The sequence below is a fragment of the Azospirillum sp. VT-I1 genome (genome assembly GCF_055698305.1).
Map to the genome: position 1 here is coordinate 1,140,214 of NZ_CP168800.1, position 26,691 is coordinate 1,166,904.

Here is a 26,691-nt window from a genome sequence, read left to right on the forward strand (position 1 = left end):
ATCAGCTTTCGGTCGGCGGCGTGAAGAACACGTCCCCGGCGGCGATCCGCTGACGCGGTCCGCCGTCTGTTGGATCAAGCAACAGAACGCCGTCGCTGTCCAGATCGGCGAAGGTGCCGGGGATCGTCCGATCGGCCAGCCTAACCACGATCGGCCCGCCGAGCCCGCGGGCACGCGACAGCCACGCCTCCCGCACAGGGGCGAAGCCATGGGCCCGCCAGCGGCCGTACCAGGTTGCCAGATGGCCGGCGAAGACCTCCAGCAGCGCGCCCGCCCCCATCGGCGGCGCCCCTTCGGCGATCAGCGATGTCGCGCTGTAATCGGCGGTCGCGGGAAAATGCCGCAGGTTGATGCCGACGCCCAGCACCACCCAGGCCACGCTGCCATCCGCCGCCGGCTCCGACTCGAGGAGGATGCCGGACAGCTTGCGGTCATGCACCAGCACGTCGTTCGGCCATTTGCAGCGCACGCCGCCGGGATCGGGCAACACCGATTCGGCTGTCTCGGCAATGGCGAGTGCGGCGACGAAGGAGACCTGGGCGGCCTCCGCGGGCGGCAGGCCGGGCCGCAGGATGGTCGTGCTGTAGAGGTTGCCTTCGGGCGAGGTCCAGGCCCGGCCGCGCCGGCCGCGCCCGCTTTCCTGCCGGCGGGCCCAGACGATGGTGCCTTCGGGTGCCCCGGAACGCGACAAGGCCTTCGCTTCGTCGTTCGTGCTGCCGACGGAGTCGAAGGCCTTGACCTGGAAGCCCGGAGGCAGGCGCAGACGCGCCGCCTCCGCTTCGAGAGATAACGACATCGCTCCGCCGTCAGCCGGCGAACAGGGCCGCCGCGGCAGCCGCCGCACCGTTCAGGATCGGCGCCGGAGCGACGAAGAACAGCAGGGTGAACAGGCTTGTGACCACCAGGACGCCGGTCATGCCGTCGTCGTCCACCTTGTCGACCACCACCGCGGGCTCATCGAAGTACATGATCTTGATGATGCGCAGGTAGTAGAAGGCGCCGACGACGCTGGTCAGCACGCCGATCACGGCCAGCGTGTATTCCTGCGCGGCGATGGCGGCGAGGAAGACATAGAGCTTGCCGAAGAAACCGGCCATCGGCGGGATGCCAGCCATGGAGAACATGAAGATCGCCATGGTCGCGGCCAGCATCGGGTTGGTCTTCGACAGGCCGGCGAAGTCCTTGATCTCCTCCAGCATCCGGCCCTTGGCCTTCATGCTGAGGATGACCGCGAAGGCGCCGATATTCATGGCAATGTAGAGCGCCATATAAATCAGCACGCCGCGCACACCGTCCTGGGTCCCGGTAGTCAGGCCGACCAGCGCATAGCCGACATGGCCGATGGAGCTGTAGGCCATCAGGCGCTTGATGTTGGTCTGCATGATGGCGACGAAGGAACCGATCACCATCGACAGCACGGCGGCGGCGACCAGGACCTGATGCCACTGGGCGGCGAGATGGCCGAACGGCTCCATCACCACGCGGGTCAGCAGGGCGATGGCCGCGACCTTCGGGGCCGCCGCGAAGAAGGCGGTGACCGGGGTCGGCGCGCCCTCATAGACGTCCGGGGTCCACATGTGGAACGGGGCCGCGGAGATCTTGAAGGCCAAGCCGGCCATCACGAAGACGAGGCCGATCACCAGACCCGGCGACACATGGGCGCCGCCGGCGAACAGGGCCGCCACCTTGTCGAAGGAGGTCGTGCCGGCGAAGCCGTAGACCAGCGAAGCGCCGTACAGCAGCATGCCCGAGGAGAGCGAGCCGAGGACGAAATACTTCAGGCCGGCTTCCGACGACTTGGCGCTGTCGCGGCGGAAGGCCGCGATGACGTAGAGCGCGAGGCTCTGCGTCTCCAGCCCGACATACAGCGAGATGAAATCGTTGGCCGAGATCATCATCAGCATGCCGAGGGTCGCGAAGATCATCAGCACCGGGAACTCGAAGCGGGCCATCTGCTCCCGCTCGTTGAAGCCGAGCGAGAGGATGACCGCGAAGGCCGCCGAGACCAGCACCAGCACCTTCATGAAGACGCCGAAGGCATCCATCACGAACATGCCGTTGAAGGTGACGACGCGGCCGCTGCCGTAGCCCATCGCCAGGACGGCGGCGAGCAGCATGCAGACAATCGACAGGTAGGAGACGGGACGGGTGAAACCGTCGCCGCGGAACACGCCCAGCATCAGCAGGGCGACGCCCGAGAGCGCCAGGAAGATCTCCGGCAGGGCCGGCCAGATGTCGGGAAACACTGCGGTCATGTCGAAGAACCCCTTACCGAGCGGCGACCGAGACACCGGACGCGGCATGCGACGCGGCCAGCTTGGTCTGGTAGGTCTGGATCAGCTGCTCGACCGATGCCGAGGTGACGTTCAGGAAGCTGCTGGGATAGACGCCCATCCACAGGACGACGGCGACCAGCGGCAGGAACACCGCGATCTCGCGCGGGGTTATGTCGAACATCGCCTTGACGTCCGGCTTCACCAGCTTGCCGTACACGATGCGGCGGTATAGCCACAATGCGTAGGCGGCACCCAGAACCATACCGGTGGCGGCCAGGGCGGCGACCCAGGTGTTGTCGCGGAAGACGCCGAGCAGCACCAGGAACTCGCCGACGAAACCGGCGGTGCCCGGCAGGCCGACCGAGGCCATGGTCATGAACAGGAAGATCACCGCGTATTTCGGCATGTTCTTCACCAGACCGCCGTAGCGCGCAATCTCGCGGGTGTGCAGCCGGTCATAGACGACGCCGACGCACAGGAACAAGGCGCCCGACACGATGCCGTGCGACAGCATCTGGAAGATCGAGCCTTCGATGCCCTGCTGGTTCAGCGCGAACATGCCGATGGTGACGAAGCCCATGTGGGCGACCGACGAGTAGGCGATCAGCTTCTTCATGTCCTCCTGGGCGAGAGCGACCAGCGAGGTGTAGATCACGGCGACGACCGACAGGGTGTAGATCAGCGGCGCGAAATACTCGGTGGCTTCCGGCAGGATCGGAATGTTGAAGCGCAGGAAGCCGTAGCCGCCCATCTTCAGCAGCACGCCGGCCAGGATGACCGAACCGGCGGTCGGCGCCTCGACGTGGGCGTCCGGCAGCCAGGTGTGGACCGGCCACATCGGCACCTTCACCGCGAAGGAGGCGAAGAAGGCCAGCCACAGCCACAGCTGCATGTTGCGCGGGAACTGTGTGGCGGTGATGGTCGGGATGTCGGTGGTGCCGGCCACGAAATACATGGCCAGGATCGCCAGCAGCATCAGGACCGAGCCGAGCAGCGTGTACAGGAAGAACTTGAAGGCGGCATAGACGCGGCGCGGACCGCCCCAGACACCGATGATGAGGAACATCGGGATCAGCACGCCTTCGAAGAACATGTAGAACAGCACGAAGTCCAGCGCGCAGAACATCCCGATCATCAGGGTTTCCAGCGCGAGGAAGGCCATCATGTATTCCTTCACCCGGACCTGCACCGACTCCCAGCTCGCCAGGACGCACAGCGGCATCAGGAAGCCGGACAGGACGACGAACAGCACCGAAATGCCGTCGACGCCCATGTGGTAGTTGATGCCGAATTCCGGGATCCAGGCGGCCTTCTCGACCATCTGGTAGCCGGGATTGCGCGGATCGAAGTTGGCCCAGACGAGCAGGGTCAGCACAAAGGTGACGAGCGTCGTCCACAGCGAGATGTACCGCACGTTCCGCAGCACGTCCGGGGAGTTGCCCCGACAGAACAGCAGGATCAGCGCGACGCCCACGAGCGGCAGGAAGGTCGCGAACGACAGGATCGGCCAGCTAGCCATTGTTGTTGTTCTCCTTCGATACCGCTCAGCCGAAGACCGACAGCCAGGCGACGAACAGGACGACCCCGATCACCATGGCAAAGGCGTAATGATAGACGTAACCGGACTGCAGACGGCTGGCGCGCGCCGCGACATCGCGGGTGGCGGCGGCAACGCCGTCGGGACCGACGCCGTCGATCACCGCACCGTCGCCGGCCTTCCACAGCCCATAACCCAGGGCCTTGGCCGGACGGGTGAACAGCGCGTCATACAGCTCGTCGAAGTACCACTTGTTGTAGAGGAACTGGTGGATGCCGCGGAAGGTGCCGGCGATCCGGCCCGGCAGGCCCGGCATCATGATGTAGCCGACATAGGCCATGGCGATGCCAAGCAGGCCGACCACCAGCGGAGCCAGCTTGACCCAGCCCGGGGTGTGGTGGTGCGCGGCCTCGATGGTGTCATGGTCGTGCAGGACCATCAGGGCCTTGCCCCAGAACTCGGCGCGGTCGTGACCGATGAACCACTCGTGGAAGCCGACGCCGGCGAACAGCGCGCCCAGCGTCAGAACCGCCAGCGGCACCAGCATGACGACCGGCGACTCATGGGCGTGGTCGTACACTTCCTTGTCCATCCGCGGCGTGCCGTGGAAGGTCATGAACAGAAGGCGCCAGGAGTAGAAGGCGGTCATCAGCGCGGCGGCGATGCCGAGCGCGAAGGCGAAGCGTCCAACTCCGCTGCCCGACGCGAAGGCCGCCTCCAGGATCATGTCCTTGGAGTAGAAGCCGGCGAAGAAGGGCAGACCGGCGAGCGCCAGATTGCCGATCCACATCACCGCGTAGGTGAAGGGGATCTTGCGCCAGACGCCGCCCATCTTCCGCATGTCCTGCTCATGGTGCAGGGCATGGATGACCGAGCCGGCGCCAAGGAACAGCAGAGCCTTGAAGAAGGCGTGCGTGAACAGGTGGAACATGGCGGCGCCGTAGGCCGACACGCCGATGGCGAAGAACATGTAGCCGAGCTGGGACATCGTCGAATAGGCGATGACCCGCTTGATGTCGAACTGGGTGAAGCCAATGGTCGCCGCGACGAAGGCGGTCAGGCCGCCGACCACCGCGACGACTTCCAGCGCCGTCGGCGCGTATTCGAAGACCGGCGACAGGCGGCAGAGCATGAAGACGCCGGCGGTGACCATGGTGGCGGCGTGGATGAGGGCCGACACCGGGGTCGGGCCTTCCATGGCGTCCGGCAGCCAGGTGTGCAGACCGAGCTGCGCCGACTTGCCCATCGCGCCGATGAACAGCAGCAGGCAGGCGATGGTCAGGCCGTTGAAGTCCCAGCTGAGGAAATGCAGCGTCTCGCCGGTAAGCGTCGGGGCCTTGGCGAAGATCGCATCGAACTGGACCGAACCGGTCAGCACGAAGATCGCGAAGATGCCGAGCACGAAACCGAAGTCGCCGACGCGGTTGACCAGGAAGGCCTTCATGGCGGCGGCGTTGGCCGAGGGCTTCTCGTACCAGAAGTTGATCAGCAGGTAGGAGGCCAGACCGACGCCCTCCCAGCCGAAGAACAGCTGAACGAGGTTGTCCGCCGTCACCAGCATCAGCATGGCGAAGGTGAACAGCGACAGGTAGCCCATGAAGCGCGGCTTCTGCGGATCCTCGGCCATGTAGCCGATGGAGTAGACGTGCACGCAGGCCGAGACGGTGTTGACGACGATCAGCATCACCGCGGTGAGCTGGTCGACGCGCAGCGCCCACTTCACGTCCAGCGTGCCGCTCTGGATCCAGGTCATCAGCTCGATCGTGCGCGGATGACCGCCGACGGCGACGTCGAAGAACAGCACCCAGGACAGGATCGCCGAGATCAGCACGGCGCCCGCAGTTACGAACTGCGCGGCACGGTCGCCGACGGTCGGCGGACCGGCAACGACGTGATGGTCGTCATGACCGTCGTCATGGCCATGATCGTCGTGGGAATGATCGTCATGGGCGTGGGCGATCTGGGCGTGCCCGTGATCGTCATGGCCATGACCGTGGCTTCCGTGACCGGCAGCCGCCGGCTCGGCCTTTGGCCCGCCGAACAGCGCGATCGATCCGGCGACGAGGAACGCCAGGAGCGGAAGGAATACGACTAGCACTTCCATGGCGCCGCCTCAGCCCTTCATCATGTTGATGTCTTCGACTCGGATCGAGCCGCGGTTGCGGAAGTAGACCACCAGGATGGCGAGGCCGATGGCCGCCTCGGCGGCGGCGACGGTCAGGATGATCATGGCGAAGATCTGGCCGACCAGATCGTGCAGGAAGGTCGAGAAGGCGACGAGGTTGAGGTTCACCGCCAGCAGCATCATCTCGATCGACATCAGGATGATGATGACGTTCTTCCGGTTCAGGAAGATTCCCAGCACACCCAGCGTGAAGATGATGGCCGAGACCGTCAGGTAATGTCCGAGACCGATCTCCATGATCACACGCCCTCCCCGGTCGTGACCTTGCGAACGACGACCACGTCTTCCCGGCGACGGGCAATCTGGACGCCGACATTCTGTTTGCGCACGCCCGGACGGTGCCGCAGCGTCAGCACGATGGCGCCGATCATGGCGATCAGCAGGACGATACCCGACGCCTGGAACAGGTAGACGTACTGCGTGTACATCAGCCGGCCCAGCGCGTGGGTGTTCGTCACCTGGTCGAGCGCCGGGGTCGGCGCGCCGGCGACGGTCGCCACGTTCGGAGCCACGATCCAGCCGCCGAGCACGGCCGCCAGTTCCGCCAGCAGGATCAGACCGACCAGCGCGCCCAGCGGCAGCGCTTCCATCGCACCCTTCCGCAGTTCGCGGAAGTTGATGTCGAGCATCATCACCACGAACAGGAACAGCACGGCCACGGCGCCGACATAGACGATGACGAGGATCATCGCGATAAACTCGGCGCCCATCAGGACGCAGAGACCGGCCGCCTGGAAAAAGGCGAGGATCAGGAAAAGGACCGAATGAACGGGGTTCCGCGCCGAGATGACCATCACACCGGAGGCCACCAGCAGCGCGGCGAACACGTAGAAGGCGATGCCTTGGAGTATCATCGTTTTTCTCGCTTCCGCTTACCGGTAAGGAGCCTCGGCCGCGAGGTTCTGGGCGATTTCCGCCTCCCAGCGGTCGCCGTTCGCCAGCAGCTTCTGCTTGTTGTAGAAGAGCTCTTCACGGGATTCGGTGGAGAACTCGAAGTTCGGCCCCATGACCACCGCGTCGACCGGGCAGGCTTCCTGGCACAGGCCGCAGTAGATGCACTTGGTCATGTCGATGTCGTAGCGCGTCGTGCGGCGGCTGCCGTCGTCACGCGGTTCGGCCTCGATGGTGATGGCGAGAGCCGGGCACACCGCTTCGCAGAGCTTGCACGCGATGCAGCGCTCCTCGCCGCTCGCATAGCGGCGGAGCACATGCTCGCCGCGGAAGCGCGAGCTGATGGGGCCCTTCTCATAGGGATAGTTGATCGTGACCTTGGGCTTGAACATATAGCGCAAGGTCAGCGCCATGCCGCCCAGCAGCTCGGTCAGGAACAGGCTGCGCGCCGCGCGGTCGAGGAACGCCATGGCCTCTTCGTCTCCTTCCTCGCCGGCGGACGCCCTTTCGTTCGGACGGCTCGCCGGCACTCAAATCGACACATCAGTGATGGGTTCGGTGCAGGCTGGCTTGTGGGGCCCGGTTACTTGGGCAGCCAGCCGAAGGTCACCAGGACGCCGGCGGTCAGCACGACCCAGAACAGCGAGAAGGGCAGGAAGACTTTCCAACCCAGCCGCATCAGCTGGTCGTAGCGGTAGCGCGGCATGGTGGCGCGAACCCAGACAAAGGTGAACAGGCACAGCGCGATCTTCAGCGCGAACCACACGATGCCCGGCACCCAGGTGAAGGGGGCGAAGGGCAGCGGGGGCAGCCAGCCGCCGAGGAACAGGATGCTCGTCATCGCGCTCATCAGGATCATGTTGGCGTATTCGCCAAGGAAGAAGAGCGCGAAGGGAGCGGAGCTGTACTCCACCATGAAGCCGGCAACCAGCTCCGACTCGCCTTCCGGCAGGTCGAAGGGGGCGCGGTTGGTTTCGGCCAGCGCCGAGATGAAGAACATCACGAACATCGGCAGCAGCGGGATGGCGAACCACACCGTTTCCTGCGCCTTCACGATGTCGGTCAGGTTCAGCGAGCCGACGCACAGCAGCACGGTGATGATGATGAGGCCCATCGAGACCTCGTAGGACACCATCTGCGCCGCGGAGCGCAGCGCGCCCAGGAAGGCGTAGCGCGAGTTCGACGCCCAGCCGGCCATCACGATGCCGTACACGCCCAGCGACGAGATCGCGAACAGGTACAGCACGCCGACGTTGATGTTGGACAGCACCACCCCGTAGTCGAATGGGATGACCGCCCAGGCGATCAGCGCCAGGAAGAAGGTAATCATCGGCGCGATGTAGAAGACGACGCGGTTGGCACCTTCCGGCAGGACCTGCTCCTTCGCGAACAGCTTCAGGCCGTCGGCGAAGGGCTGCATCAGGCCGAAGGGACCGACGATGGCCGGACCCTGACGGAGCTGCATCGCGCCCATGATCTTGCGCTCGGCATAGGTCATGAAGGCGACCGCCACCAGCAACGGCACGGTGATCGCCAGGATTTGCAGGACCATAATGATCAGCGGCAGGAGGAAGCCGCTCCAGAACTCAGCCATGGGTGCCAGTCCTCTCCTGAGCAGGGCCCACCAGCGCTTCCGTGCAGTTGGCCATCGTCACCGATGCCCGGCTGATCGGGTCGGTCATGTAGAAGTTGGTGATCGGCGTCACGAAGGGTGCGGCGTCGACCGGACCCTGTGCGCCGAAGGGTGCCCAGGCGGCCGGGGTCATCTCGCCGATCGCACCGAAGATCGGGTTGGCCGCCATCAGCCGCTGGCGCAGCTGGCCGTGGGTATCGAAGGGCAGCGTGGTGCCCAGGACTTCCGACAGGGCGCGGACGATCTTCCAGTCCTCGCGCGCTTCGCCGGGCGGGAACACCGCGAGGCGGGCAAGCTGCGGACGGCCTTCGGTGTTGACGTAGACCGCGTTCTTTTCGGTGTAGGCGGCACCCGGCAGGATGACGTCGGCGCGGTGGGCGCCGGCATCGCCATGGTGGCCCTGGTAGACGACGAAGGCGTTGCCCAGCTTGGCGGTGTCGATCTCGTCGGCGCCCAGCAGATAGACGACGTCGATCTCGCCCTTCGACGCGCCGTCGAGGATGCCGTGGAGGTCGCGGCCGCCCTCGCCCGGCAGGAAGCCGGCCTCGATGCCGCCGACCCGCGCCGCGGCGGTGTGCAGCACGTTGAAGCCGCTCCAGTCGTCGCGGAACATGCCGTAGGCCTCGCCGACCAGACGGGCTGCGGCCTGGACCGCGAGACCGTCGGCGCGCTGGAAGGCGCCCATGCCGACGATGATCATCGGGTTCTTGGCGGCGCGCAGGGTCTCGGCGAACGGGTGGCTGCCGTCGACCAGCTGCCGCAGCGTCTCCGGACCGGAGCCGATCACGCTGTAGGGATAGGTCAGGTCACGCTGCTCGCCGATGGAGGCGATGGTGACGCCGCCAGCCAGATAGCGCTTGCGGATGCGGGCGTTGACCAGCGTGCCTTCCCAGCGCGGGTTGGTGCCGACCAGCAGGATGACGTCGGCCTTCTCGATGCCGGCGATGCCCGAGTTGAACAGGTAGCCGGCGCGCACCGAGGTGTCGAACCGCGCACCGTCCTGACGGCAGTCCAGGTTCGCGGAACCCAGACGCGACAGCAGCTCCTTCAGAGCGAACTGCGCCTCGACATCGACCAGATCGCCCGAGATGGCGGCGATGCGGTTGCCGGGCAGGCCCTTCAGACGCGCCGCGATGGCGGTGAAGGCCTCGGCCCAGCTGGCCGGGACCAGCTTGCCGTTCTGGCGGATGTAGGGGCGGTCCAGGCGCTGGCGCTTCAGACCGTCATAGGAGTAGCGGCTCTTGTCGTTCAGCCACTCCTCGTTGATATCGTCGTTGACGCGCGGCAGGACGCGCATCACCTCGGCGCCACGGGCGTCGACGCGGATGTTCGAGCCGACGGCGTCGAGGACGTCGATGGTCTCGGTCTTGCGCAGCTCCCACGGCCGCGCCGTGAAGGCGTAGGGCTTGTGGGTTAGCGCACCGACCGGGCAGACGTCGGCGAGGTTGCCCGACAGCTCCGAACCGATCGCCTTCTCGACGAAGGTGGTGATCTCCATATGCTCGCCGCGATAGATGGCGCCGACATCGGGAACACCGGCCACTTCGTTGATGAAGCGGATGCAGCGGGTGCAATGGATGCAACGGGTCATGATGGTCTTGATGACCGGACCCATATACTTGTCCTTGACCGCCCGCTTGTTCTCGCCGTAGCGGCCGCGGTCGAAGCCGTAGGCCATGGCCTGGTCCTGCAGGTCGCACTCGCCGCCCTGGTCGCAGATCGGGCAATCCAGCGGGTGGTTGATCAGCAGGAACTCCATGACACCCTTGCGGGCCTTCAGGACGGTCTCGCTGTTGGTGCGGACGACCATTCCGTCGCCGCAGGGCATGGCGCAGGACGCGACCGGCTTGGGCGCGCGCTCCATCTCCACCAGGCACATGCGGCAGTTGGCCGGCACGCTCAGGCGCTCATGGTAGCAGAAGCGCGGAATCTCGATCCCCAGCTGCTCGCAAGCCTGGAGGATCGAGGTGCCCGGCTCGACCTCGATCTCGATCCCGTCGATGGTCAGTTTCGGCATGGGAACGGGAACTCCTTACTCGGCCGCCAGCGGGGCGCTGTTGCGGTAGGCCTGGATGCGCCGCTCGACTTCCGGACGGAAGTGGCGGAACAGGCCCTGGATCGGCCAGGCGGCGGCGTCGCCGAGCGCGCAGATGGTGTGGCCTTCGACCTGCTTGGTGACCTGCAGCAGCATGTCGATCTCTTCCATGCGCGCGTTGCCGGTGACCATGCGCTGCATGACGCGGTTCATCCAGCCGGTGCCTTCGCGGCACGGCGTGCACTGGCCGCAGGACTCATGCGCGTAGAACTGCGACAGGCGGGCGATGGCCTTCACGATGTCGGTGGACTTGTCCATCACGATCACCGCGGCGGTGCCGAGGCCGGACTGCACTTCGCGCAAGGAGTCGAAGTCCATCAGGACGGTGTCGCAGATCGACTTCGGCAGGACCGGAACCGACGAGCCGCCGGGGATGATGCCCAGCAGGTTGTCCCAGCCGCCGCGCACGCCGCCGGCATGCTTTTCGATCAGCTCCTTCAGCGGGATGCCCATCTCCTCTTCCACGTTGCACGGCTTGTTGACGTGCCCGGAGATGCAGAAGAGCTTGGTGCCCGAGTTCTTCGGACGGCCGAGGCCGGCGAACCAGGAGGCGCCGCGACGCAGGATGGTGGGAACAACCGCGATGGATTCGACGTTGTTCACCGTGGTCGGGCAGGAATAGAGACCGGCCTGGGCGGGGAACGGCGGCTTGTTGCGCGGCTGCCCCTTCTTGCCCTCGATCGACTCGATGAGCGCGGTTTCCTCGCCACAGATGTACGCGCCCGCACCGCGGTGGATGTAGACGTCGTAGTTGTAGCCGGTGCCGCAGGCGTTCTTGCCGATCAGCCCCGCCGCATACGCCTCGTCGATGGCGCGCTGGACGTTGGAGCCCTCGTTGTAGAACTCGCCACGGATGTAGATGTAGCAGGCGCTGGCGCCGATGGCGAAACCGGCGATCAGGCAGCCCTCGATCAGCTTGTGCGGATCGTGACGCAGGATATCGCGGTCCTTGCAGGTGCCGGGCTCGCCCTCGTCGGCGTTGATGACGAGGTAGACGGGCTTGTCGGTCACGTTCTTCGGCATGAAGGACCACTTCATGCCGGTCGAGAAGCCGGCGCCGCCGCGGCCGCGCAGCCCCGATTCCTTCACCTGCTCGATGATCCAGTCCCGGCCATTGGCCAGGAAGGATGCCGTGTTGTCCCAGTCACCGCGCTTGCGGGCCGCCTCGAGACCGAAGTCCTGGTAGCCGTAGAGGTTGGTGAAGATGCGGTCCTCATCGCGAAGCATCGCTGTCCCCTCCCCTCAATCGTCCGCTTGCGCGGTGGTGGCGTCCGCTTGCGCGGTGGTGAAAGCCTTCAGCGTCGTCGGGCCGCCGACCGGCTCCGAGGACTGACGGCCGATCTGCGAACCGGGCTTCGGCGTCTCGCCGCGCGCCAGCGCGTCGAGGATGCGCTCCATGTGCTCCGGGGCCACGTCTTCGTAGTAATCGTCACCGATCTGCACAACCGGCGCGTTGACGCAGGCGCCCGAGCACTCGACCTCGCCCAGCGTAAACTGGCCGTCGGCCGTGGTCTCGCCCACCTCGATGCCGAGCTTCTTCTTGCAGGTGTGGACGATGTCGTCCGACCCGCGCAGCCAGCAGGGCGTGGTGGTGCAGACCTGGATGTGGTGCCTGCCGACCGGGTTCTTGTTGTACATCGTGTAGAAGGTCGCGACCTCGTACACGCGGATGCGGGGCATACCGAGCAGGTCGGCCACGGCGTCCATGGCGACGCGCGGCAGCCAGCCGCCGTTCTGGCGCTGGGCGACGTCCAGCAGCGGCATGCAGGCGCTGGCCTGCTTGCCCTGCGGGTACTTGGCGATGATGCGCTTCGCCAGCTCCAGGTTTTCCGGAGTGAAGGTGAAGCTGGTCGGCTCGGCGTGGCCGTGATCGGAAGCGGGCGCGCTCATCGATCGATTTCTCCGAAAACGATGTCCATCGAGGCGATGTTGGCGACGGCGTCGGCCAGCATGTGACCCTTCGACATGAAGTCCAGGCCCTGAAGATGGGCGAAGCCCGGCGCGCGGATCTTGCAGCGATAGGGCTTGTTGGTGCCGTCGGAAACCAGATACACGCCGAACTCGCCCTTGGGCGCTTCGATGGCGGTGTAGGTCTCGCCGGCGGGGACGTGGAAGCCCTCGGTGAAGAGCTTGAAGTGGTGGATCAGCGCCTCCATCGAGCGCTTCATCTCGCCACGCGGCGGCGGCGACACCTTCCGGTCCTCGATCTTGTAGGGACCGGCCGGCATCTCCTTGCAGCACTGGCGGATGATGCGCAGCGACTGCCGCATCTCCTCCATGCGCACCAGGTAGCGCGCCCAGCAGTCGCCGGTCAGGCCGACCGGGACGTCGAACTCCATGCGGTCATAGACCTCGTAGGGCTGCGACTTGCGCAGGTCCCAGGCGACGCCGGAGCCGCGCAGCATCGGGCCGGTGAAGGCCCAGTCGAGCGCCTGCTCCTTGGTGACGATGCCGATGTCGACCGTGCGCTGCTTGAAGATGCGGTTCTCGGTCAGCAGGCTCTCGAGGTCGTCCATGAACTTCGGATAACGCTCGGTGAAGGCCCAGATGTCGTCCAGCAGGCCGTCCGGCAGGTCCCATGCGACGCCGCCCGGCCGGAAATAGTTGGCGTGCAGGCGGGCACCCGACACGCGCTCGTAGAACTCCATGAGGATTTCGCGTTCCTCGAAGCCCCACAGGGCCGGCGTGATGGCGCCGACGTCGAGCGCACCCGTCGTGATCGACAGGATGTGGTTCAGGATGCGCGTGATCTCCGAGAACAGCACGCGGATGTACTGGGCGCGCAGCGGCGCCTTGATCTGCAGCAGGTTCTCGATGCCGAGCACATAGGCGTGCTCCATGCACATCGGGCTGACATAGTCCAGACGGTCGAAATACGGCACGGCCTGGACGTAGGTCTTGTACTCGATCAGCTTTTCGGTGCCGCGGTGCAGCAGGCCGATGTGCGGGTCGCAGCGCTCTACCACCTCGCCGTTCAGCTCCATCACCAGACGGAGCACGCCGTGGGCGGCCGGGTGCTGCGGCCCGAAATTCATCGTGTAGGGCTTGATCTGCGTCTTGGTCTCGGGCCCCGACGCGCTGATCGGCCCGGTGGGGCCAGTCGTGACGACGCCGGTCGCCGATTCGGTCGAAACGGTCATGCTCACGGCTTCTTGCTCCCGTCCTGGAGGGCCGCCTTCTCATCGCCGGGCAGCATGACGTTGGTCATGCCTTCCCACGGGCTGAGGAAGTCGAAGGCGCGGAAATCCTGGGTCAGACGGACCGGCTCGTAGATCACGCGCTTCTGGTCCTCGTCGTACCGGGCTTCGACATAGCCGGTCAGCGGGAAATCCTTGCGGAAGGGGTGCCCCTCGAACCCGTAGTCGGTGAGGATGCGGCGCAGGTCCGGATGATTCTCGAAGAAGATGCCGAACAGGTCCCACACCTCGCGCTCGAACCAGTTGGCCGCGCTGAAGACGGAAACGGCCGACGGGACGGGCGTGTCCTCGTCGGTGGTCAGCTTCACGCGCATGCGCCGGTTGTGGGTGTAGCTGAGCAGCTGATAGACGACCTCGAACCGCTCGACGCGATCCGGGTAGTCGACCGCGGTGATGTCGGTCAGCTGCTCGAACCGGGTGGCCGGATCGTCGCGCAGCGCGGTCAGCACCGTCAGGATGGCCGGCCGTTTGACCGTCACCATCAGCTCGCCGAGCCTCACCTCGACCTTCAGGACGTCGCCGCCGAGTTTGGCCGCGATGACGTCCCCGAGTTCCTTCAACGCCTGTTCGGACATGGGTGGGACCCTGCCTTCCTACTTGTCTTCAGCGCGCTTGTCGTTCGACCCGCATCCGGGCGGATGGCCCGGTTGCGGGGCGGTACGCCGTGGTCAGCGGGCGATGCGGTTGCCGCGCTTGATCTTCTTCTGGAGCTGGAGGATGCCGTAGATCAGCGCCTCCGCCGTCGGCGGGCAGCCGGGCACATAGATGTCGACCGGCACGATCCGGTCGCAGCCACGAACCACGGCGTAGGAATAGTGATAGTAACCGCCGCCGTTGGCACAGGACCCCATGGAGATCACCCAGCGCGGCTCCGGCATCTGGTCGTAGACCTTGCGGAGCGCGGGGGCCATCTTATTTGTCAGGGTGCCGGCGACGATCATGCAGTCGGACTGGCGCGGGCTGGGACGCGGGATCACGCCGAAGCGGTCCAGGTCGTACCGGCTCATATAGGCGTGGATCATCTCCACCGCGCAGCAGGCCAGGCCGAAGGTCATCGGCCACAGCGAGCCGGTCCGGGCCCAGGCCAGCAGATCCTCGTACTTCGCCAGCACGAAGCCCTTGTCCTGGATCTCGTCGGAGACCGCGCGGATGTAGGCGTCCTGTTCCGGTCCGGGCGGAATCGGCGCCAGCGGCTTGGCGACCTCTACTCCCATTCCAGAGCTCCTTTCTTCCACTCATAGATGAAGCCGATGGTCAGGATGCCCAGGAACAGCATCATCGACCAGAAGCCGAACAGCCCGATGTCGCCCAGGGCGATCGCCCACGGGAACAGGAAGGCGACTTCCAGGTCGAAGATGATGAACAGGATCGAGACCAGGTAGAACCGCACGTCGAACTTGGTGCGCGCGTCCTCGAACGGCTCGAAGCCGCATTCGTAGGGGGAGACCTTCTCGGCGTCCGGGTTCTTCGGGCTGATGACGTAGGATGCCCCCACCATCACCGCGGCCAGCGCGATGCCGATCAGCAGAAACACCAGGATCGGAAGATACTCAATGATCAGCGGAGTCGACACCGCGTTCCTCCCATAAGCCCACGACCACGGGCGCCGTTCCGGCCGGGAAATCGGCGGAAGCGCAAAGCCGTGGCAGCCATGCCTTGGATTAGCCCATCAGACGGGCCGGAATATATGCCGAGACCGTGGGCAAGGAAAGCGCTTTGAATCGCTTTTCACTACGCGGAAGGACAAGCCGGTCCCCGCGCTAGAGCCTGGTAATACCACGTTTTTAAAAAAGGACAAAGGGAAGACTGTACGCATGCGAAAAAGGACCCGCGATCGGCGAGTCCTTGGGCCTTACTGGCGAATGGCGACGATTTTCAAAATGAAAGTGGCGCGAGTGACGGGACTTGAACCCGCGGCCTCCGGCGTGACAGGCCGGCGCTCTAACCAACTGAGCTACACCCGCGCAGAGCGACTTGCGATCCACACCAGCCAATCGCAAAGCCAACGCTTTGAACCGCCTGCTGTTTTTCACCGGGACCGTTGCGGCCCCCGTCGTTCGGTGGGCGGTTTGTAGTCGCCCGGAAGGCCGCCTGTCAATCACCAAATTGCAAAAAATTCATGCCCGGCCGCCGGCTTGGCGCGGGGGTCTCCCTGCCCCGCTCAAGGCAGTCGATGCGCTTCCCGGCGCAACGCTTCCAGCCGGTCGAAGGCCTGGATCATGCCTGTCGACAATTCACGATGGTCGACCGCATCGGGTCCACCGAACCGGGTCAGCGTCTCTTCCAGGGCGCGGGCCAGATGTTCGGCGACGTCCAGATGCTTCTGCTCCAGTGCCAGTTCCAGTGCGGCGAGGATGCGGTCGCCGAGCCGCCGGTCGTTCGAAGTCATGCGTTTCCCCAGCCCGTTGATTTCTGCGGACGACGTTCTGCCGCCGCGTTCCGGTTCATCTATGCAGGATAGCAGTTTCGCCGCACCGGAGCGGCGTGAATCGCACGCTGCGACATTTCGGAGGCACCCCTTCCGATTCGGGGCCGCCCCATGCGATAGTCCGCCCATGCCGTTCAAAGCACAGCCCCGCCATGTTCTCGGTTTCCTTCTGCTGACCGCCGCCCTCACCCTGGCGGCAGGACCGTCGCTGGCCGCCTCGAACGTCTCCGCAGCCCAGGCGGAGGCGAAGGAGATCGCCAAGTCGATGGGCAACTGCACCCCGGCCAAGGTCGAGGTGCTGCGCTATACCGTGGGGCGCGAGGGGGCGACGACCTTCAAGATCGGCTGCAGCGAGGACAAGGACGCCTTCGTGGTCGTTCAGTGCCGGTCGCGCATCTGTGCGCTGGCGCGCTGAAGCCCGCATGGCCGAATTCACCGCTTTTTAACCGCGGTCGCGCGCAATTGCGGAACATGGCGGATCGCATGCGGTGCGCGCGTGCAACGGGGGCCGGATGAGGGGCCGGATGGTGATGGGAATGGCACGGACGGCGTCAATGCGGGGTTGGCCGGCGATTGCGCTGGCGGGAGCGGTCATGGCATTGGCCGGTTGCACGTCCCCGCTCGGGCTGGCGGCCGCCGGCGCGGATGTGGTGACGCTGAACGCCACCAAGAAGACCATCGGCGACCATGTGGTGTCGGCCGCGACCGGCCGCGACTGCTCCATCATCAGCTTCGAGCAGACCGGCGATTATTGCCCGGACAAGGTGGTGATCGACCGTTCGCGGGTCTATTGTTACCGCACGCTGGCCGATGTCGATTGCCACCACATTCCCGACCCCTACCGCAACGGCAGCGCCGCGCTCGCCAGCCCGCCGCCGGACATCCGGACGGTGCCGCGCAAAAGGGGCTGGTTCGACGACGCCACGCCCTATACCGCGAACAACGGGACCTGAGGGGCCTCAGCGCACCTTCTTGGCGACGAATGCCTTGGCGATGGCCATCATCGCCTTTTCGTGCGACGGGCCGCCGGCCGGGGCCTCGTGAACGGTGGCACCCTTCGCTGCGGCGGCCTTTCCGGCGGGGGCGCCGCGCTGCGGAACCGGCTCTGCTGAGTCGCGGCCCAACTGGTTCAGCAGGTTTTCAAGTGCGTCGCGGCTGAGTCCCGAGGCGGAGGGCCGCCCTCCCCCAGCCCCGCCGCCGGCAGCCGGGCGCGATGCCGGGCTTCGGCTGGGCGGACGGCCGGCGCGCTCGATGGCGGCGGCGGCGATGGCCTTCAGGAAGGGCTGGGCGATGCCCCGCAGCAGGTCGGGGTCCTCGACGGCCCAGGCCATCAGGATCTTCTGGGCGTTCATCCGGCTGCCCTTGGCTGCCAGGATCGCTTCGCGGACCTTGCCGTCGACGTATGAATTGCTCATCGGGAATCGCCCACCGGGATATGTCCGCCAGCCGCGTCGTCATCGGCGGAGCCATCCGGGACTGTCGGGCCAACTCGGTTAACAAACGGTTGCAAGAAGCTCTGCACCTTGCGGAAGGGTGGAAGAAGCGGTTGCCGTCGGTTGGGGACGCGCGGATAGTGGCGGGATGCTGATCGAAACCTTCGCCGACCTGATCTGCCCCTGGTGCTACATCGGCAAGCGCCGGCTCGACCGTGCGCTGATGCAGCGGCCCGGCCTGCGCCCGGAACTGCGCTGGCAGCCGTTCCAGCTGAACCCCGACATGCCGCGCGGCGGGATGTCGCGCGAGGATTACCTGACCGCCAAATTCGGCGGCGGCGAACGGGCCCGGCAGATTCACCGGGTGGTGGAGGATACGGCGGCGCGCGACGGGCTGCCGCTGGCGCTCGACCGCATCCAGCGCACGCCCAACAGCTTCGACGCGCACCGGCTGGTCCGCATCGCCGGACGCCACGGGCTGGGCAATGCCATGGCCGATGCGCTGTTCGCCGCCTATTTCGTCGAGGGCGTGGACATCGGCGACCGTGACGCGCTGGCCAGCGTCGCCGCCGGGCTGGGGCTGGACTTCGCCGAGACCCGGCGCCAGCTGTCCACCGACGCCGAATCGGCCGCGGTGCATGCGGCCGATGCGCTGGCCCGCCAGATGGGGCTGCAGGCGGTGCCCTGCTATATCTTCAACCGCCGCTACGCGCTGTCCGGCGCGCAGGAGCCGGCGAGCTTCCTGCCGCTGCTCGACCTCGGCAGCGAGGAGCCGGAGAATTTGTCGGTCGTTTCCGGCTGAGCCCCTGAAATGAGAAAGGGCGGCCCGTAGGCCGCCCCTTCCCTGTCCGCCCGATCAGGCCGGCGTGGTGCTGGACTTGGCGTAGCCCAGCGTCTTCAGCGCGTCGGCGATCTCCGGCAGGATGCCCGGATCGTCGATGGTCGCCGGCATCTTGTAGTCCTGGCTGTCGGCGATCTTCTGCATGGTGCCGCGTAGGATCTTGCCCGACCGCGTCTTCGGCAGGCGGTCGACCACCAGGGCGCGCTTGAAGTCGGCGACCGGGCCGATCTGCTCGCGCACCAGCTGGACGACCTCCTTGACGATCTCCTCATGCGGGCGGGTGACGCCGGCCTTCAGGCAGACGAAGCCGAGCGGAACCTGACCCTTCAGGTCGTCGGCAACGCCGATCACCGCGCATTCGGCGACGTCCTTGTGGCTCGACAGCACCTCTTCCATCGCGCCGGTGGACAGGCGATGGCCGGCGACGTTGATGATGTCGTCGGTGCGGGCCATGACGTAGACATAGCCGTCATCGTCGATGAAGCCGGCGTCGCCGGTCTGGTAATAGCCCGGGTAATCGGCGAGGTAGGACTTCTTGAAGCGATCGTCGGCGTTCCACAGGGTCGGCAGCGTGCCCGGAGGCAGCGGCAGCTTGACGCAGATGGCGCCGATGTCGCCGCGCGGGACCTCCTGCAGCTCGGCGTTCAGCACCCGCACGTCCCAGCCCGGCATCGGACGGGTGGCGGAGCCGTACTTGATCGGGAACAGGTGGACGCCCAGCGGGTTGCCGGAGATCGCCCAGCCGGTCTCGGTCTGCCACCAGTGGTCGATGACCGGAACGTTCAGATTGTCCTCGGCCCAATGCAGCGTGTCGGGGTCCGACCGCTCGCCGGCCAGGAACAGGGCGCGGAAGTGGGACAGGTCATACTTCTTCAGGTAATTGGCATCCGGATCCTCGCGCTTGATGGCGCGGAAGGCGGTGGGGGCGGTGAACAGCGTGCCGACCTTGTGCTGCTCGATCACGCGCCAGAAGGTGCCCGGATCGGGGGTGCCGACCGGCTTGCCTTCGAAGACCACGGTGGTGCAGCCGGTCAGCAGCGGCGCATAGACGATGTAGGAGTGGCCGACGACCCAGCCCACGTCCGACGCCGCCCAATACACCTCGCCCGGCTTGACGTTGTAGATGTTGGTCATGGTCCAGCGCAGCGCCACCGCATGGCCGCCGTTGTCGCGCACCACGCCCTTGGGCTGGCCGGTCGTGCCGGAGGTGTAGAGGATGTAGAGCGGGTCGGTCGCCTTGACCGGCACGCACTCCGCCGGCTCGGCCGTCGTAACGGCTTCCGTCCAGTCGACGTCGCGGCCGGCGACCAGGGTCGCGGTCTCCTGCGGGCGCTGCCAGACGATGACGCTGCTGGGCTTGTGGGACGACTGTTCGATGGCGGCATCCAGCATCGGCTTGTACTTGACGATGCGGTTCGGCTCTATGCCGCAGGAGGCGGAGACGATGGCTTTCGGCTTGGCGTCGTCGATGCGGGTCGCCAGCTCATGCGGGGCGAAGCCGCCGAACACCACCGAATGCACGGCGCCGAGACGGGCGCAGGCCAGCATGGCGACGACCGACTGCGGGATCATCGGCATGTAGAGGAGGACGCGGTCGCCCTTCTCCACGCCCTGGGCGCGCAGCGCGCCGGCGAAGCGGGCGACCTGGTCCTGCAGCTCGGCATAGGTGATGGTCTGGACGGTCTGGGTGACCGGGCTGTCATAGATGATCGCCGCCTGGGCGCCGCGCCCGTCCTCCACATGGCGGTCCACCGCGTTGTAGCAGGTGTTCAGCTCCCCGCCGGTGAACCAGCGGTAGAAGGGGGCGTTGCTGTCGTCCAGCACCTTGTCCCACGGCTTGAACCAGGAAATGTCCTTCGCCGCCTCGCCCCAGAACCCGGCGGGGTCCGACAGGGAGCGGGCATGCATCTGGTCGAAAAGCTCTGCAGTCGTGGTGCTGGCGGTCGGGCTCATGGCAGGGCGTCCCTCGTTCTATTTTGGTACTATTCGGTGCGTATTTCCTCTCGGCCGCGAAACGATCAGTTCCGCCGCCTCCACAATCTGCGACAAAAGCATAAGTGCAGGCAAATGTCAGAAGGTCGGGGGTGCGGCGAGCTGTCGCATTCCCCGTTCGTGAAACTCCGTTCCGGAACCTGGAATTCAAAAGGAAACGCAGACCGGCCGGATGGCGAGTCCGACCGACTGCTGGTGGAAGCGCTCCTTGTACGATTCGACGATTTCGCGGATCAGAGCCAAGGTCGCCGGACCGCCTTCGGCCAGCAGGGTAAGCACCTTGCTCGGCTCCCGGATCAGCCGGCCGGTCTCGCTGTCGCGCCAATGGCCGGAGGCGTCGATGACGGTCAGGCCGTTGGGAAAGCGCGGCGTCACCTCCCCATCCAGGAAATCGGCCCAGTCGTGGTCGCTGACGCCGACGTCCGCGCCGATGTTGCGGCCGAAGAACAGCTGCGCCTCGATCATCGGGGCGGCCGAATAGGTCTCGCAGGCCAGCGTCGGCGCGGCCGGGGCAAAGGCGGGCTGAGCGGAAGGGGGCGCCAGCTGGGCCGCGGCCGGCGCGCTCAGCAGCAGGAGCGGGAAAAGGACGGACCACAGGGTGGGGACGGGACGCATCGGCGTGTCTCCGTTCGGGCGCCGGACGGCGCGTCAGGTCGGGCGGGCACCATGAGGAGCAGCGATGCTCTGGTCAGGACGCCCCCGGACCGTTATGCATGGATCATGGCCACCGATCCACCCATCACCGGGATTCGCCCGATCCTGACCGTCGTCCACGCCAACGGCGAACGGCTGATCGTGGCCCGTCTCACCAATCTGGGCGGCGGCAGCCAGTCCAACCGCTTCGTCCTGCGCCGCGCCGATTTCCGCGCGCCGTGGGAACAGCCGGATAAGGGCTATTTCGGCTATGCGGAGGTCGCCCGCGCGCTGGACGGCAACGGCTGGCGCGGCTGCAGCATCGAAGCGATGGCGACCACCGACCTGGAGGAGCGCCGCGCCCGCCAGCTCGCCCGCAAGAAGCTGCACCTGCAATGCGTGGAGGCGGCGATCCGCCGGGCGCAGGAGGGGGAGACGACCGAAAGGGCGTAGGCTCTAGGCTCCGCAACTCCCCCGCGCCGTCATGCGCCGGTCGAAATCGGCGGCGAGGTCGGCAAGCGTCACCCGGCCGAGATGGTGGACGAGCACCGCCTCCGCCTCGCGCAATGCCTCGTCCAGGGCAGCGTTGACGGCCTGTTCCACCAGACATCTCGGCTCGTCCGCCGTCGGGCCGATGGCGAAGATCCCCGGTTCTCCCAACGCCCGGTGGATGTCGAGCAGCGTGATCGCGCCAAGCGGCCGTGCCAGCCGCCAGCCGCCGCCATGGCCCTTTTCCGACCGGACATGGCCGGCGTCGCGCAGCCCCGCCATGGTCCGGCGGATGACCACCGGATTCGTGTTCAGCATGTCGGCGATAGCTTCCGACGTCAGGGCGCCGTCATGCCGGTCCATGTGGATCAGCACATGCAGCATGCGGGAAAGACGGCTGTCCTGTCTCATCGGTGGTCGGTCCCCTCCCCCATCGCGCCGGGTAGCCAGTCAAGTCAGGCCACTTCATAAGTTACATGGCACATTGACCGCGGCCTTTCATGTAACTTATCGTGTGTCGTGATCGGGTGCGGACGGCGCGCCCGGCCAATCCGTGGAAAGGTACGGTCATGGACGCCAACGACAGGACGACCTACGACGCGATCATCATCGGCGGCAGCTATGCCGGCATGGCCGCAGCACTTCAGCTGGCCCGCGCCCGGCGCCGGGTGCTGGTGATCGACGAGGGGGTGCGGCGCAACCGCTTCGCCTCCCACTCCCATGGCTTTCTCAGCCAGGACGGCCGTCCGCCGGGCGACATCGCCGCCGAGGCCCGCGAGCAGCTGATGCGCTATCCCACCGTCACCTGGAAGACCGGCCGGGCCGAGAACGCCGCGCGGACGGCCGAGGGATTTCACATCGCCGATTCGGATGGCGTCGGCCACCGGGGACGCCGGCTGCTGCTCGCCGTCGGGGTGGTCGACGAGTTGCCGGCGATTCCGGGCCTGCAGGAACGCTGGGGACGCTCGGTCTTCCATTGCCCCTACTGCCACGGCTATGAGCTGATGCAGGGCCGGATCGGCGTCGTCGCCGTGTCCGGGCAGTCGATGCACCACGCGCTGATGCTGCCGGACTGGGGACCGACGACCCTGCTGTTGAACGGGGCGTTCGAGCCCGACGCCGACCAGTCGGCCCATCTGGCCCGGCGCGGTGTCGCCGTGGAAACCAGCCCCATCACCGAAATCGGCGGCGATCCGGCGGAGGTCACGCTCGCCGATGGGCGCCGTCTGCCCTTCGCCGGCCTGTTCGTGGTGCCGAGAAGCCGCATCGCGAGCCCGCTCGCCGCACAGCTGGGGTGCGCGACCGAGGACGGGCCGCTCGGCACCCACATCCGGGTCGATGCGATGCAGGAGACCAGCGTCCCCGGCGTCTTCGCCTGTGGCGACGCGGCGCGGGCGGCGGGATCGGTGGCGCTGGCCGTCGGCGCCGGCACGATCGCCGGAACGGCGCTGCACCGCTCGCTGCTGTTCTGCGAGGACGTAGCCCTGTTCGCCCGTCCCTAGCCGATCAGCAACCCGGCGGCGATGGCCCACATCACCAGCGCGATGAGGCCGTCCATCACCCGCCAGGACGCCGGCCGGGCGAACAGCGGGCGCAGCAGGCGGGCGCCATAACCGAGTGCGAAGAAGAACAGGAAGGACGCCGTCATCGCCCCCAACGCGAAGGCTCCCCGCGCCTCGGCGAAGCGGGCGGAGACGGAGCCGACCAGCACCACCGTGTCCAGATAGACATGCGGGTTCAGCCAGGTCAGCGCCAGACAGGTCAGCAGCGCCGGCAGCAGCCCGGCCGGCTCCCGCTCCGCCGGGGTCAGCCCGCTCCCGCCGCGCAGGGCGGACCGGGCACTGCGCAGCCCATAGATCAGCAGGAAGGCCGCACCGGCATAGCGCATCAACGGCTCCAACCAGGGCCAGCGTGCGCCGGCCGTGGCGAATCCGCTGACGCCGACCAGGATCAGCACCGCGTCGGATAGGGCGCAGGTGGCGCAGATCGCCAGCACATGCTCGTTGCGCAGGCCCTGGCGCAGCACGAAGGCGTTCTGCGCCCCGATGGCGACGATCAGGCTGAACCCCAGGAACAGGCCCGGCAGAAAGGCGGTCACGAGGGCGGAGGAAACCATCGAAGCGGTGAAGGGATCGTTCATGGCACGGTTCCGGAGGCGGTGGACACCAATCCGCTACCATCGGACCGCCCTTTGCCGTACTTAATCCTGCTTGATCCGATTAAGCAGAGCTAATCCATGCTGGACTATCCGCTGCTGACCGCCCTGGCCGCGGTGATCCGCACCGGCAGCTTCGAACGCGCCGCGCAGCAATTGCACGTCACGCCCTCCGCGGTGTCGCAGCGGGTCAAGCTGCTGGAGGAGCGGCTGGGCAGCGTGCTGGTGGTGCGCGGCCAGCCCTGCACCGGGACCGCCGCCGGCCAGCGCCTGTGCCAGCATGTGGAGCAGGTGGCCCTGCTGGAGAGCGAGCTGCGCGGCGCCTTGCCCGGCCTGATCCCGGCGGAGGGGCCGGCCACCCTGCGCATCGCGGTGAACGCCGACAGCCTCGCCACCTGGTTCGTCGCGGCGATGGCCGAGCTGCCCGATTGCCTGTTCGACCTCGTCCTTGACGACCAGGACCACAGCGCCGAATGGCTGCGCAAGGGCGAGGTGCTGGCCGCCGTCACCGCCAGCGCGGCGCCGGTCCCCGGCTGCAACAGCCATCCGCTGGGCGCGCTGCGCTACCGCGCCACCGCAAGCCCCGACTATGTGCGCCGCCATTTCCCGGATGACGTGACCGCCGATTCGCTGTCCCGCGCACCCTGCCTGACCTTCAACCGCAAGGACCGGCTGCAGGCGCAGTGGCTGAAGTCGGTGCTGGGCGACCACGACTCGCCGGTGCCGACTCCGCCCACCCATTGGCTGCCCTCCACCCACGCCTTCGTCGACGGGGCGCTGGCCGGGCTGGGATGGGGGATGAACCCCGATCCGCTGGTGGCCGACCATCTAGCGGCCGGCCGGCTGGTGGAGCTGGTGCCCGGCCGGCCGCTGGACGTGCCGCTCCATTGGCAGCAGAGCCGCATCGCCGGAACGGCGCTGGCCCGGCTGTCGCGTGCCGTCCTGCGCGCCGGCCGGCAGGCGTTGCATGGGTCCGCATGAGGACTTTGCCCGCGGCGCGTGCGCGCTTATATGGATCCAACCAATCTCTGGAGGGATTCGATGACCAGCAGCGCCGCCACGGCCGCAAACGACACCCCCGAACTGGGCGCGCTTCCCACCTGGGACCTGAGCGACCTCTATCCCGGCATGGACTCGCCGGAGCTGAAGGCCGACCTCGACCGGATGGAGCGGGAGTGCAAGGCCTTCCGCGAACGCTACGCCGGCAAGCTGGCCACGCTGAAGGGCGAAGAACTGGCCGCCGCGATCCACAGCTATGAGAGCATCGACGAGACGCTGTCGCGCGTCATGTCCTATGCCGGGCTGGTCTACAACGGCAACATGGTCGACCCGACCATCGCCAAATTCTACCAGTCGGCGCAGGAGCGGGTGAACGACATCTCCGCCCACCTGATCTTCTTCACGCTGGAGATCAACCGGCTGGACGAGGCCGATCTGGCGGCCAAGCAGAAGGCTTCCGCGGCGCTGCGCCATTACGAGCCGTGGCTGCGTGATGTCCGCCTCTATCGCGACCACCAGCTGTCCGACGAGATCGAGCGGCTGCTGCACGAAAAGCATGTCGTCGGCCGCGCCGCCTGGAACCGCCTATTCGACGAGACCATCGCCAGCCTGCGCTTCCCCATGGGCGGGAAGGACCTGACCTGCGCGGAGGCGCTGAACCGCCTGTCCGACCGCAACCCCGCGATCCGCCGCGAGGCCGGCGAGGTGGTGGGCAAGGTGCTGGGCGAGAATGCGCGGCTGTTCGCGCTGGTCACCAACACGCTGGCCAAGGACAAGGAGATCGAGGACGACTGGCGCAACTACCCGACGCCGACCTCCGCCCGCAACCTGTCCAACCGGGTCGAGGATGAGGTGGTCGATGCGCTGGTCTCCGCCGTCAAGGGCGCCTATCCGGACCTGTCCCACCGCTATTACGCGATGAAGGCCAAGTGGTTCGGCCAGGACCATCTGGACTATTGGGACCGCAACGCTCCCCTGCCGGAGGATGCCGACCGCAGCATCCCGTGGGAGGAGGCGCGCGACATCGTGCTCGGCGCCTATGGCCGTTTCTCCCCCGACCTCGCCAGCCTGGGAAAACGCTTCTTCGACAATCCCTGGATCGACGCGCCGGTCCGCCCCGGCAAGGCGCCGGGCGCCTTCGCCCATCCGACCGTCCCCAGCGTCCACCCCTATCTGCTGGTCAACTATCAGGGCAAGACGCGCGACGTGATGACGCTGGCCCATGAGCTGGGCCATGGCGTCCACCAGATCCTGGCCGGCAAGCAGGGGCACTTCCTGTCCGACACCCCGCTGACGCTGGCGGAGACCGCGTCTGTGTTCGGCGAGATGCTGACCTTCCGCGCGCTGCTGGCGGCGGAGACTGACCCCAAGCGCCGCCGCATCATGCTGGCCGGTAAGGTCGAGGACATGCTGAACACGGTGGTCCGCCAGATCGCCTTCTTCGATTTCGAACGCCGCGTCCACACCGAACGGCGGGAGGGCGAGCTGACCTCGGACCGCATTGGTGAGATCTGGATGGCGGTGCAGACCGAGAGCCTCGGCCCGGCGCTGCGCTTCGACGAGGGATACCGGCACTACTGGTCCTACATCCCCCACTTCATCCACTCGCCCTTCTACGTCTACGCCTATGCCTTCGGCGACTGCCTGGTGAACTCGCTCTACGCGGTCTACCAGGATGCGGAGAAGGGCTTCGCCGAGAAGTATCTGGCGATGCTGTCGGCCGGCGGCACGCTGCGCCACAAGGAGCTGCTGGCCCCCTTCGGGCTGGACGCCTCCGACCCGGCCTTCTGGCAGAAGGGCCTCGGCGTCATCCGCGGCTTCATCGACGAGCTGGAGGCCGGCGAGGCGAAGGGCTGACGATTCGGGTGTCTTGACCGCCGTCAAGAGACCATGACGGCAGTGCGGGT

General features: G+C 66.6%; 28 protein-coding genes and 1 tRNA gene. 7 read left to right on the forward strand and 22 right to left on the reverse strand.

Annotated features, from left to right (window positions below; translation table 11 throughout):
• Position 1 precedes the first annotated feature (1 nt).
• The 17 genes from AB8P05_RS05450 to AB8P05_RS05530 all read right to left on the reverse strand — a co-directional run bounded on the left by AB8P05_RS05450 (position 2) and on the right by AB8P05_RS05530 (position 16,203).
• Entirely contained in the window at positions 2 to 796 is a 795-nt protein-coding gene (locus tag AB8P05_RS05450; RefSeq protein ID WP_472759104.1) for a biotin--[acetyl-CoA-carboxylase] ligase, read from the reverse strand.
• Positions 797 to 806: 10 nt separating this feature from the next.
• Positions 807 to 2,255: an NADH-quinone oxidoreductase subunit NuoN gene (gene nuoN / locus AB8P05_RS05455; protein WP_472759105.1), complete on the reverse strand. Its 1,449-nt coding sequence runs from the start codon at positions 2,253 to 2,255 to the stop codon at positions 807 to 809.
• 13 nt (positions 2,256 to 2,268) lie between these two features.
• Positions 2,269 to 3,795 (reverse strand): NADH-quinone oxidoreductase subunit M, encoded by a 1,527-nt coding sequence (locus tag AB8P05_RS05460; protein WP_455172248.1) that lies wholly within the window; start codon positions 3,793 to 3,795, stop codon positions 2,269 to 2,271.
• Between the two features lie 25 nt (positions 3,796 to 3,820).
• Positions 3,821 to 5,917: an NADH-quinone oxidoreductase subunit L gene (gene nuoL / locus AB8P05_RS05465; protein ID WP_472759106.1), complete on the reverse strand. Its 2,097-nt coding sequence runs from the start codon at positions 5,915 to 5,917 to the stop codon at positions 3,821 to 3,823.
• A 9-nt stretch (positions 5,918 to 5,926) separates the two neighbouring features.
• Positions 5,927 to 6,235, reverse strand: coding sequence for an NADH-quinone oxidoreductase subunit NuoK (nuoK, locus tag AB8P05_RS05470; protein ID WP_014248409.1), 309 nt, complete (start codon positions 6,233 to 6,235; stop codon positions 5,927 to 5,929).
• A gap of 2 nt (positions 6,236 to 6,237) precedes the next feature.
• On the reverse strand, positions 6,238 to 6,852 hold the full coding sequence (locus AB8P05_RS05475) for an NADH-quinone oxidoreductase subunit J (protein WP_455172250.1): 615 nt from the start codon (positions 6,850 to 6,852) through the stop codon (positions 6,238 to 6,240).
• A gap of 18 nt (positions 6,853 to 6,870) precedes the next feature.
• Positions 6,871 to 7,359, reverse strand: a complete 489-nt coding sequence (nuoI, locus tag AB8P05_RS05480; protein ID WP_063635035.1) for an NADH-quinone oxidoreductase subunit NuoI — start codon at positions 7,357 to 7,359, stop codon at positions 6,871 to 6,873.
• A gap of 113 nt (positions 7,360 to 7,472) precedes the next feature.
• Positions 7,473 to 8,483, reverse strand: a complete 1,011-nt coding sequence (nuoH, locus tag AB8P05_RS05485) for an NADH-quinone oxidoreductase subunit NuoH (protein ID WP_063635036.1) — start codon at positions 8,481 to 8,483, stop codon at positions 7,473 to 7,475.
• Positions 8,476 to 10,539 (reverse strand): NADH-quinone oxidoreductase subunit NuoG, encoded by a 2,064-nt coding sequence (gene nuoG, locus AB8P05_RS05490; protein WP_472759107.1) that lies wholly within the window; start codon positions 10,537 to 10,539, stop codon positions 8,476 to 8,478. Before nuoG ends, nuoH begins: the two co-directional genes overlap by 8 nt.
• A gap of 15 nt (positions 10,540 to 10,554) precedes the next feature.
• The gene (gene nuoF, locus AB8P05_RS05495) at positions 10,555 to 11,844 is read right to left on the reverse strand and encodes an NADH-quinone oxidoreductase subunit NuoF (protein ID WP_472759108.1); all 1,290 of its coding nucleotides are present in this window, start codon (positions 11,842 to 11,844) and stop codon (positions 10,555 to 10,557) included.
• A gap of 15 nt (positions 11,845 to 11,859) precedes the next feature.
• Positions 11,860 to 12,507 carry an NADH-quinone oxidoreductase subunit NuoE gene (gene nuoE / locus AB8P05_RS05500; RefSeq protein ID WP_455172254.1) on the reverse strand — a complete coding sequence of 216 codons (648 nt, stop codon included), beginning with the start codon at positions 12,505 to 12,507 and terminating at the stop codon, positions 11,860 to 11,862.
• Entirely contained in the window at positions 12,504 to 13,652 is a 1,149-nt protein-coding gene (locus tag AB8P05_RS05505) for an NADH-quinone oxidoreductase subunit D (protein WP_335645184.1), read from the reverse strand. Before AB8P05_RS05505 ends, nuoE begins: the two co-directional genes overlap by 4 nt.
• Before the next feature lie 107 nt (positions 13,653 to 13,759).
• Positions 13,760 to 14,389, reverse strand: a complete 630-nt coding sequence (locus AB8P05_RS05510; protein WP_455172255.1) for an NADH-quinone oxidoreductase subunit C — start codon at positions 14,387 to 14,389, stop codon at positions 13,760 to 13,762.
• A gap of 93 nt (positions 14,390 to 14,482) precedes the next feature.
• On the reverse strand, positions 14,483 to 15,028 hold the full coding sequence (locus tag AB8P05_RS05515) for a NuoB/complex I 20 kDa subunit family protein (protein ID WP_174470176.1): 546 nt from the start codon (positions 15,026 to 15,028) through the stop codon (positions 14,483 to 14,485).
• The gene (locus tag AB8P05_RS05520) at positions 15,019 to 15,387 is read right to left on the reverse strand and encodes an NADH-quinone oxidoreductase subunit A (protein ID WP_014248419.1); all 369 of its coding nucleotides are present in this window, start codon (positions 15,385 to 15,387) and stop codon (positions 15,019 to 15,021) included. The genes AB8P05_RS05515 and AB8P05_RS05520 overlap by 10 nt, the downstream gene beginning before the upstream one ends.
• Positions 15,388 to 15,701: 314 nt before the next feature.
• Positions 15,702 to 15,778: transfer RNA gene (locus tag AB8P05_RS05525), tRNA-Asp, on the reverse strand.
• A gap of 197 nt (positions 15,779 to 15,975) precedes the next feature.
• A complete protein-coding gene (locus AB8P05_RS05530) occupies positions 15,976 to 16,203 on the reverse strand; it encodes a hypothetical protein (RefSeq protein WP_455172256.1) in 228 nt (75 codons plus the stop codon).
• 166 nt (positions 16,204 to 16,369) lie between these two features.
• Between AB8P05_RS05530 and AB8P05_RS05535 the strand changes: the two genes are divergently transcribed.
• Together AB8P05_RS05535 and AB8P05_RS05540 are read left to right on the forward strand one after the other, a co-directional pair.
• The gene (locus AB8P05_RS05535; protein WP_472759109.1) at positions 16,370 to 16,657 is read left to right on the forward strand and encodes a hypothetical protein; all 288 of its coding nucleotides are present in this window, start codon (positions 16,370 to 16,372) and stop codon (positions 16,655 to 16,657) included.
• Positions 16,658 to 16,835: 178 nt separating this feature from the next.
• Positions 16,836 to 17,195 carry a hypothetical protein gene (locus tag AB8P05_RS05540; RefSeq protein ID WP_472759110.1) on the forward strand — a complete coding sequence of 120 codons (360 nt, stop codon included), beginning with the start codon at positions 16,836 to 16,838 and terminating at the stop codon, positions 17,193 to 17,195.
• 6 nt (positions 17,196 to 17,201) lie between these two features.
• On the opposite strand, the gene AB8P05_RS05545 is transcribed toward AB8P05_RS05540, so the two are convergent.
• A complete protein-coding gene (locus AB8P05_RS05545; protein ID WP_472759111.1) occupies positions 17,202 to 17,657 on the reverse strand; it encodes a hypothetical protein in 456 nt (151 codons plus the stop codon).
• 166 nt (positions 17,658 to 17,823) lie between these two features.
• Between AB8P05_RS05545 and AB8P05_RS05550 the strand changes: the two genes are divergently transcribed.
• Positions 17,824 to 18,477, forward strand: a complete 654-nt coding sequence (locus AB8P05_RS05550; RefSeq protein ID WP_455172260.1) for a DsbA family oxidoreductase — start codon at positions 17,824 to 17,826, stop codon at positions 18,475 to 18,477.
• A gap of 54 nt (positions 18,478 to 18,531) precedes the next feature.
• Here the strand turns inward: AB8P05_RS05550 and AB8P05_RS05555 are convergent, their stop codons facing one another.
• On the reverse strand, positions 18,532 to 20,469 hold the full coding sequence (locus AB8P05_RS05555) for a propionyl-CoA synthetase (RefSeq protein ID WP_472759112.1): 1,938 nt from the start codon (positions 20,467 to 20,469) through the stop codon (positions 18,532 to 18,534).
• Positions 20,470 to 20,655: 186 nt separating this feature from the next.
• Positions 20,656 to 21,123, reverse strand: a complete 468-nt coding sequence (locus AB8P05_RS05560; RefSeq protein WP_472759113.1) for a DUF3574 domain-containing protein — start codon at positions 21,121 to 21,123, stop codon at positions 20,656 to 20,658.
• 105 nt (positions 21,124 to 21,228) lie between these two features.
• Here AB8P05_RS05560 and AB8P05_RS05565 point away from each other — a divergent pair, with 105 nt between their 5' ends.
• Complete coding sequence (locus AB8P05_RS05565) at positions 21,229 to 21,594, forward strand: hypothetical protein (RefSeq protein WP_472759114.1); 366 nt, start codon at positions 21,229 to 21,231, stop codon at positions 21,592 to 21,594.
• 3 nt (positions 21,595 to 21,597) lie between these two features.
• On the opposite strand, the gene AB8P05_RS05570 is transcribed toward AB8P05_RS05565, so the two are convergent.
• On the reverse strand, positions 21,598 to 22,041 hold the full coding sequence (locus AB8P05_RS05570; protein WP_472759115.1) for an Rrf2 family transcriptional regulator: 444 nt from the start codon (positions 22,039 to 22,041) through the stop codon (positions 21,598 to 21,600).
• A gap of 158 nt (positions 22,042 to 22,199) precedes the next feature.
• Here AB8P05_RS05570 and AB8P05_RS05575 point away from each other — a divergent pair, with 158 nt between their 5' ends.
• Positions 22,200 to 23,132: an NAD(P)/FAD-dependent oxidoreductase gene (locus AB8P05_RS05575; RefSeq protein WP_472759116.1), complete on the forward strand. Its 933-nt coding sequence runs from the start codon at positions 22,200 to 22,202 to the stop codon at positions 23,130 to 23,132.
• On the opposite strand, the gene AB8P05_RS05580 is transcribed toward AB8P05_RS05575, so the two are convergent.
• Entirely contained in the window at positions 23,129 to 23,770 is a 642-nt protein-coding gene (locus tag AB8P05_RS05580; RefSeq protein ID WP_472759117.1) for a LysE/ArgO family amino acid transporter, read from the reverse strand. The two genes, AB8P05_RS05575 and AB8P05_RS05580, sit on opposite strands and share 4 nt — an antisense overlap.
• Positions 23,771 to 23,866: 96 nt before the next feature.
• Here AB8P05_RS05580 and AB8P05_RS05585 point away from each other — a divergent pair, with 96 nt between their 5' ends.
• Both AB8P05_RS05585 and AB8P05_RS05590 read left to right on the forward strand, forming a co-directional pair.
• A complete protein-coding gene (locus AB8P05_RS05585; RefSeq protein WP_472759118.1) occupies positions 23,867 to 24,766 on the forward strand; it encodes a LysR family transcriptional regulator ArgP in 900 nt (299 codons plus the stop codon).
• A 60-nt stretch (positions 24,767 to 24,826) separates the two neighbouring features.
• Positions 24,827 to 26,641 carry a M3 family oligoendopeptidase gene (locus AB8P05_RS05590; protein ID WP_472759119.1) on the forward strand — a complete coding sequence of 605 codons (1,815 nt, stop codon included), beginning with the start codon at positions 24,827 to 24,829 and terminating at the stop codon, positions 26,639 to 26,641.
• Positions 26,642 to 26,691: the final 50 nt, after the last annotated feature.

Excerpts from the sequence above, each read along its gene's own strand:
- AB8P05_RS05450 (WP_472759104.1), bottom strand. The coding sequence starts at position 796 with ATGTCGTTATCTCTCGAAGCGGAGGCGGCGCGTCTGCGCCTGCCTCCG.
- nuoN (WP_472759105.1), bottom strand. The coding sequence starts at position 2,255 with ATGACCGCAGTGTTTCCCGACATCTGGCCGGCCCTGCCGGAGATCTTC.
- AB8P05_RS05460 (WP_455172248.1), bottom strand. The coding sequence starts at position 3,795 with ATGGCTAGCTGGCCGATCCTGTCGTTCGCGACCTTCCTGCCGCTCGTG.
- nuoL (WP_472759106.1), bottom strand. The coding sequence starts at position 5,917 with ATGGAAGTGCTAGTCGTATTCCTTCCGCTCCTGGCGTTCCTCGTCGCC.
- nuoK (WP_014248409.1), bottom strand. The coding sequence starts at position 6,235 with ATGGAGATCGGTCTCGGACATTACCTGACGGTCTCGGCCATCATCTTC.
- AB8P05_RS05475 (WP_455172250.1), bottom strand. The coding sequence starts at position 6,852 with ATGATACTCCAAGGCATCGCCTTCTACGTGTTCGCCGCGCTGCTGGTG.
- nuoI (WP_063635035.1), bottom strand. The coding sequence starts at position 7,359 with ATGGCGTTCCTCGACCGCGCGGCGCGCAGCCTGTTCCTGACCGAGCTG.
- nuoH (WP_063635036.1), bottom strand. The coding sequence starts at position 8,483 with ATGGCTGAGTTCTGGAGCGGCTTCCTCCTGCCGCTGATCATTATGGTC.
- nuoG (WP_472759107.1), bottom strand. The coding sequence starts at position 10,539 with ATGCCGAAACTGACCATCGACGGGATCGAGATCGAGGTCGAGCCGGGC.
- nuoF (WP_472759108.1), bottom strand. The coding sequence starts at position 11,844 with ATGCTTCGCGATGAGGACCGCATCTTCACCAACCTCTACGGCTACCAG.
- nuoE (WP_455172254.1), bottom strand. The coding sequence starts at position 12,507 with ATGAGCGCGCCCGCTTCCGATCACGGCCACGCCGAGCCGACCAGCTTC.
- AB8P05_RS05505 (WP_335645184.1), bottom strand. The coding sequence starts at position 13,652 with ATGAATTTCGGGCCGCAGCACCCGGCCGCCCACGGCGTGCTCCGTCTG.
- AB8P05_RS05510 (WP_455172255.1), bottom strand. The coding sequence starts at position 14,389 with ATGTCCGAACAGGCGTTGAAGGAACTCGGGGACGTCATCGCGGCCAAA.
- AB8P05_RS05515 (WP_174470176.1), bottom strand. The coding sequence starts at position 15,028 with ATGGGAGTAGAGGTCGCCAAGCCGCTGGCGCCGATTCCGCCCGGACCG.
- AB8P05_RS05530 (WP_455172256.1), bottom strand. The coding sequence starts at position 16,203 with ATGACTTCGAACGACCGGCGGCTCGGCGACCGCATCCTCGCCGCACTG.
- AB8P05_RS05535 (WP_472759109.1), top strand. The coding sequence starts at position 16,370 with ATGCCGTTCAAAGCACAGCCCCGCCATGTTCTCGGTTTCCTTCTGCTG.
- AB8P05_RS05540 (WP_472759110.1), top strand. The coding sequence starts at position 16,836 with ATGGCATTGGCCGGTTGCACGTCCCCGCTCGGGCTGGCGGCCGCCGGC.
- AB8P05_RS05545 (WP_472759111.1), bottom strand. The coding sequence starts at position 17,657 with ATGAGCAATTCATACGTCGACGGCAAGGTCCGCGAAGCGATCCTGGCA.
- AB8P05_RS05550 (WP_455172260.1), top strand. The coding sequence starts at position 17,824 with ATGCTGATCGAAACCTTCGCCGACCTGATCTGCCCCTGGTGCTACATC.
- AB8P05_RS05555 (WP_472759112.1), bottom strand. The coding sequence starts at position 20,469 with ATGAGCCCGACCGCCAGCACCACGACTGCAGAGCTTTTCGACCAGATG.
- AB8P05_RS05560 (WP_472759113.1), bottom strand. The coding sequence starts at position 21,123 with ATGCGTCCCGTCCCCACCCTGTGGTCCGTCCTTTTCCCGCTCCTGCTG.
- AB8P05_RS05565 (WP_472759114.1), top strand. The coding sequence starts at position 21,229 with ATGGCCACCGATCCACCCATCACCGGGATTCGCCCGATCCTGACCGTC.
- AB8P05_RS05570 (WP_472759115.1), bottom strand. The coding sequence starts at position 22,041 with ATGAGACAGGACAGCCGTCTTTCCCGCATGCTGCATGTGCTGATCCAC.
- AB8P05_RS05575 (WP_472759116.1), top strand. The coding sequence starts at position 22,200 with ATGGACGCCAACGACAGGACGACCTACGACGCGATCATCATCGGCGGC.
- AB8P05_RS05580 (WP_472759117.1), bottom strand. The coding sequence starts at position 23,770 with ATGAACGATCCCTTCACCGCTTCGATGGTTTCCTCCGCCCTCGTGACC.
- AB8P05_RS05585 (WP_472759118.1), top strand. The coding sequence starts at position 23,867 with ATGCTGGACTATCCGCTGCTGACCGCCCTGGCCGCGGTGATCCGCACC.
- AB8P05_RS05590 (WP_472759119.1), top strand. The coding sequence starts at position 24,827 with ATGACCAGCAGCGCCGCCACGGCCGCAAACGACACCCCCGAACTGGGC.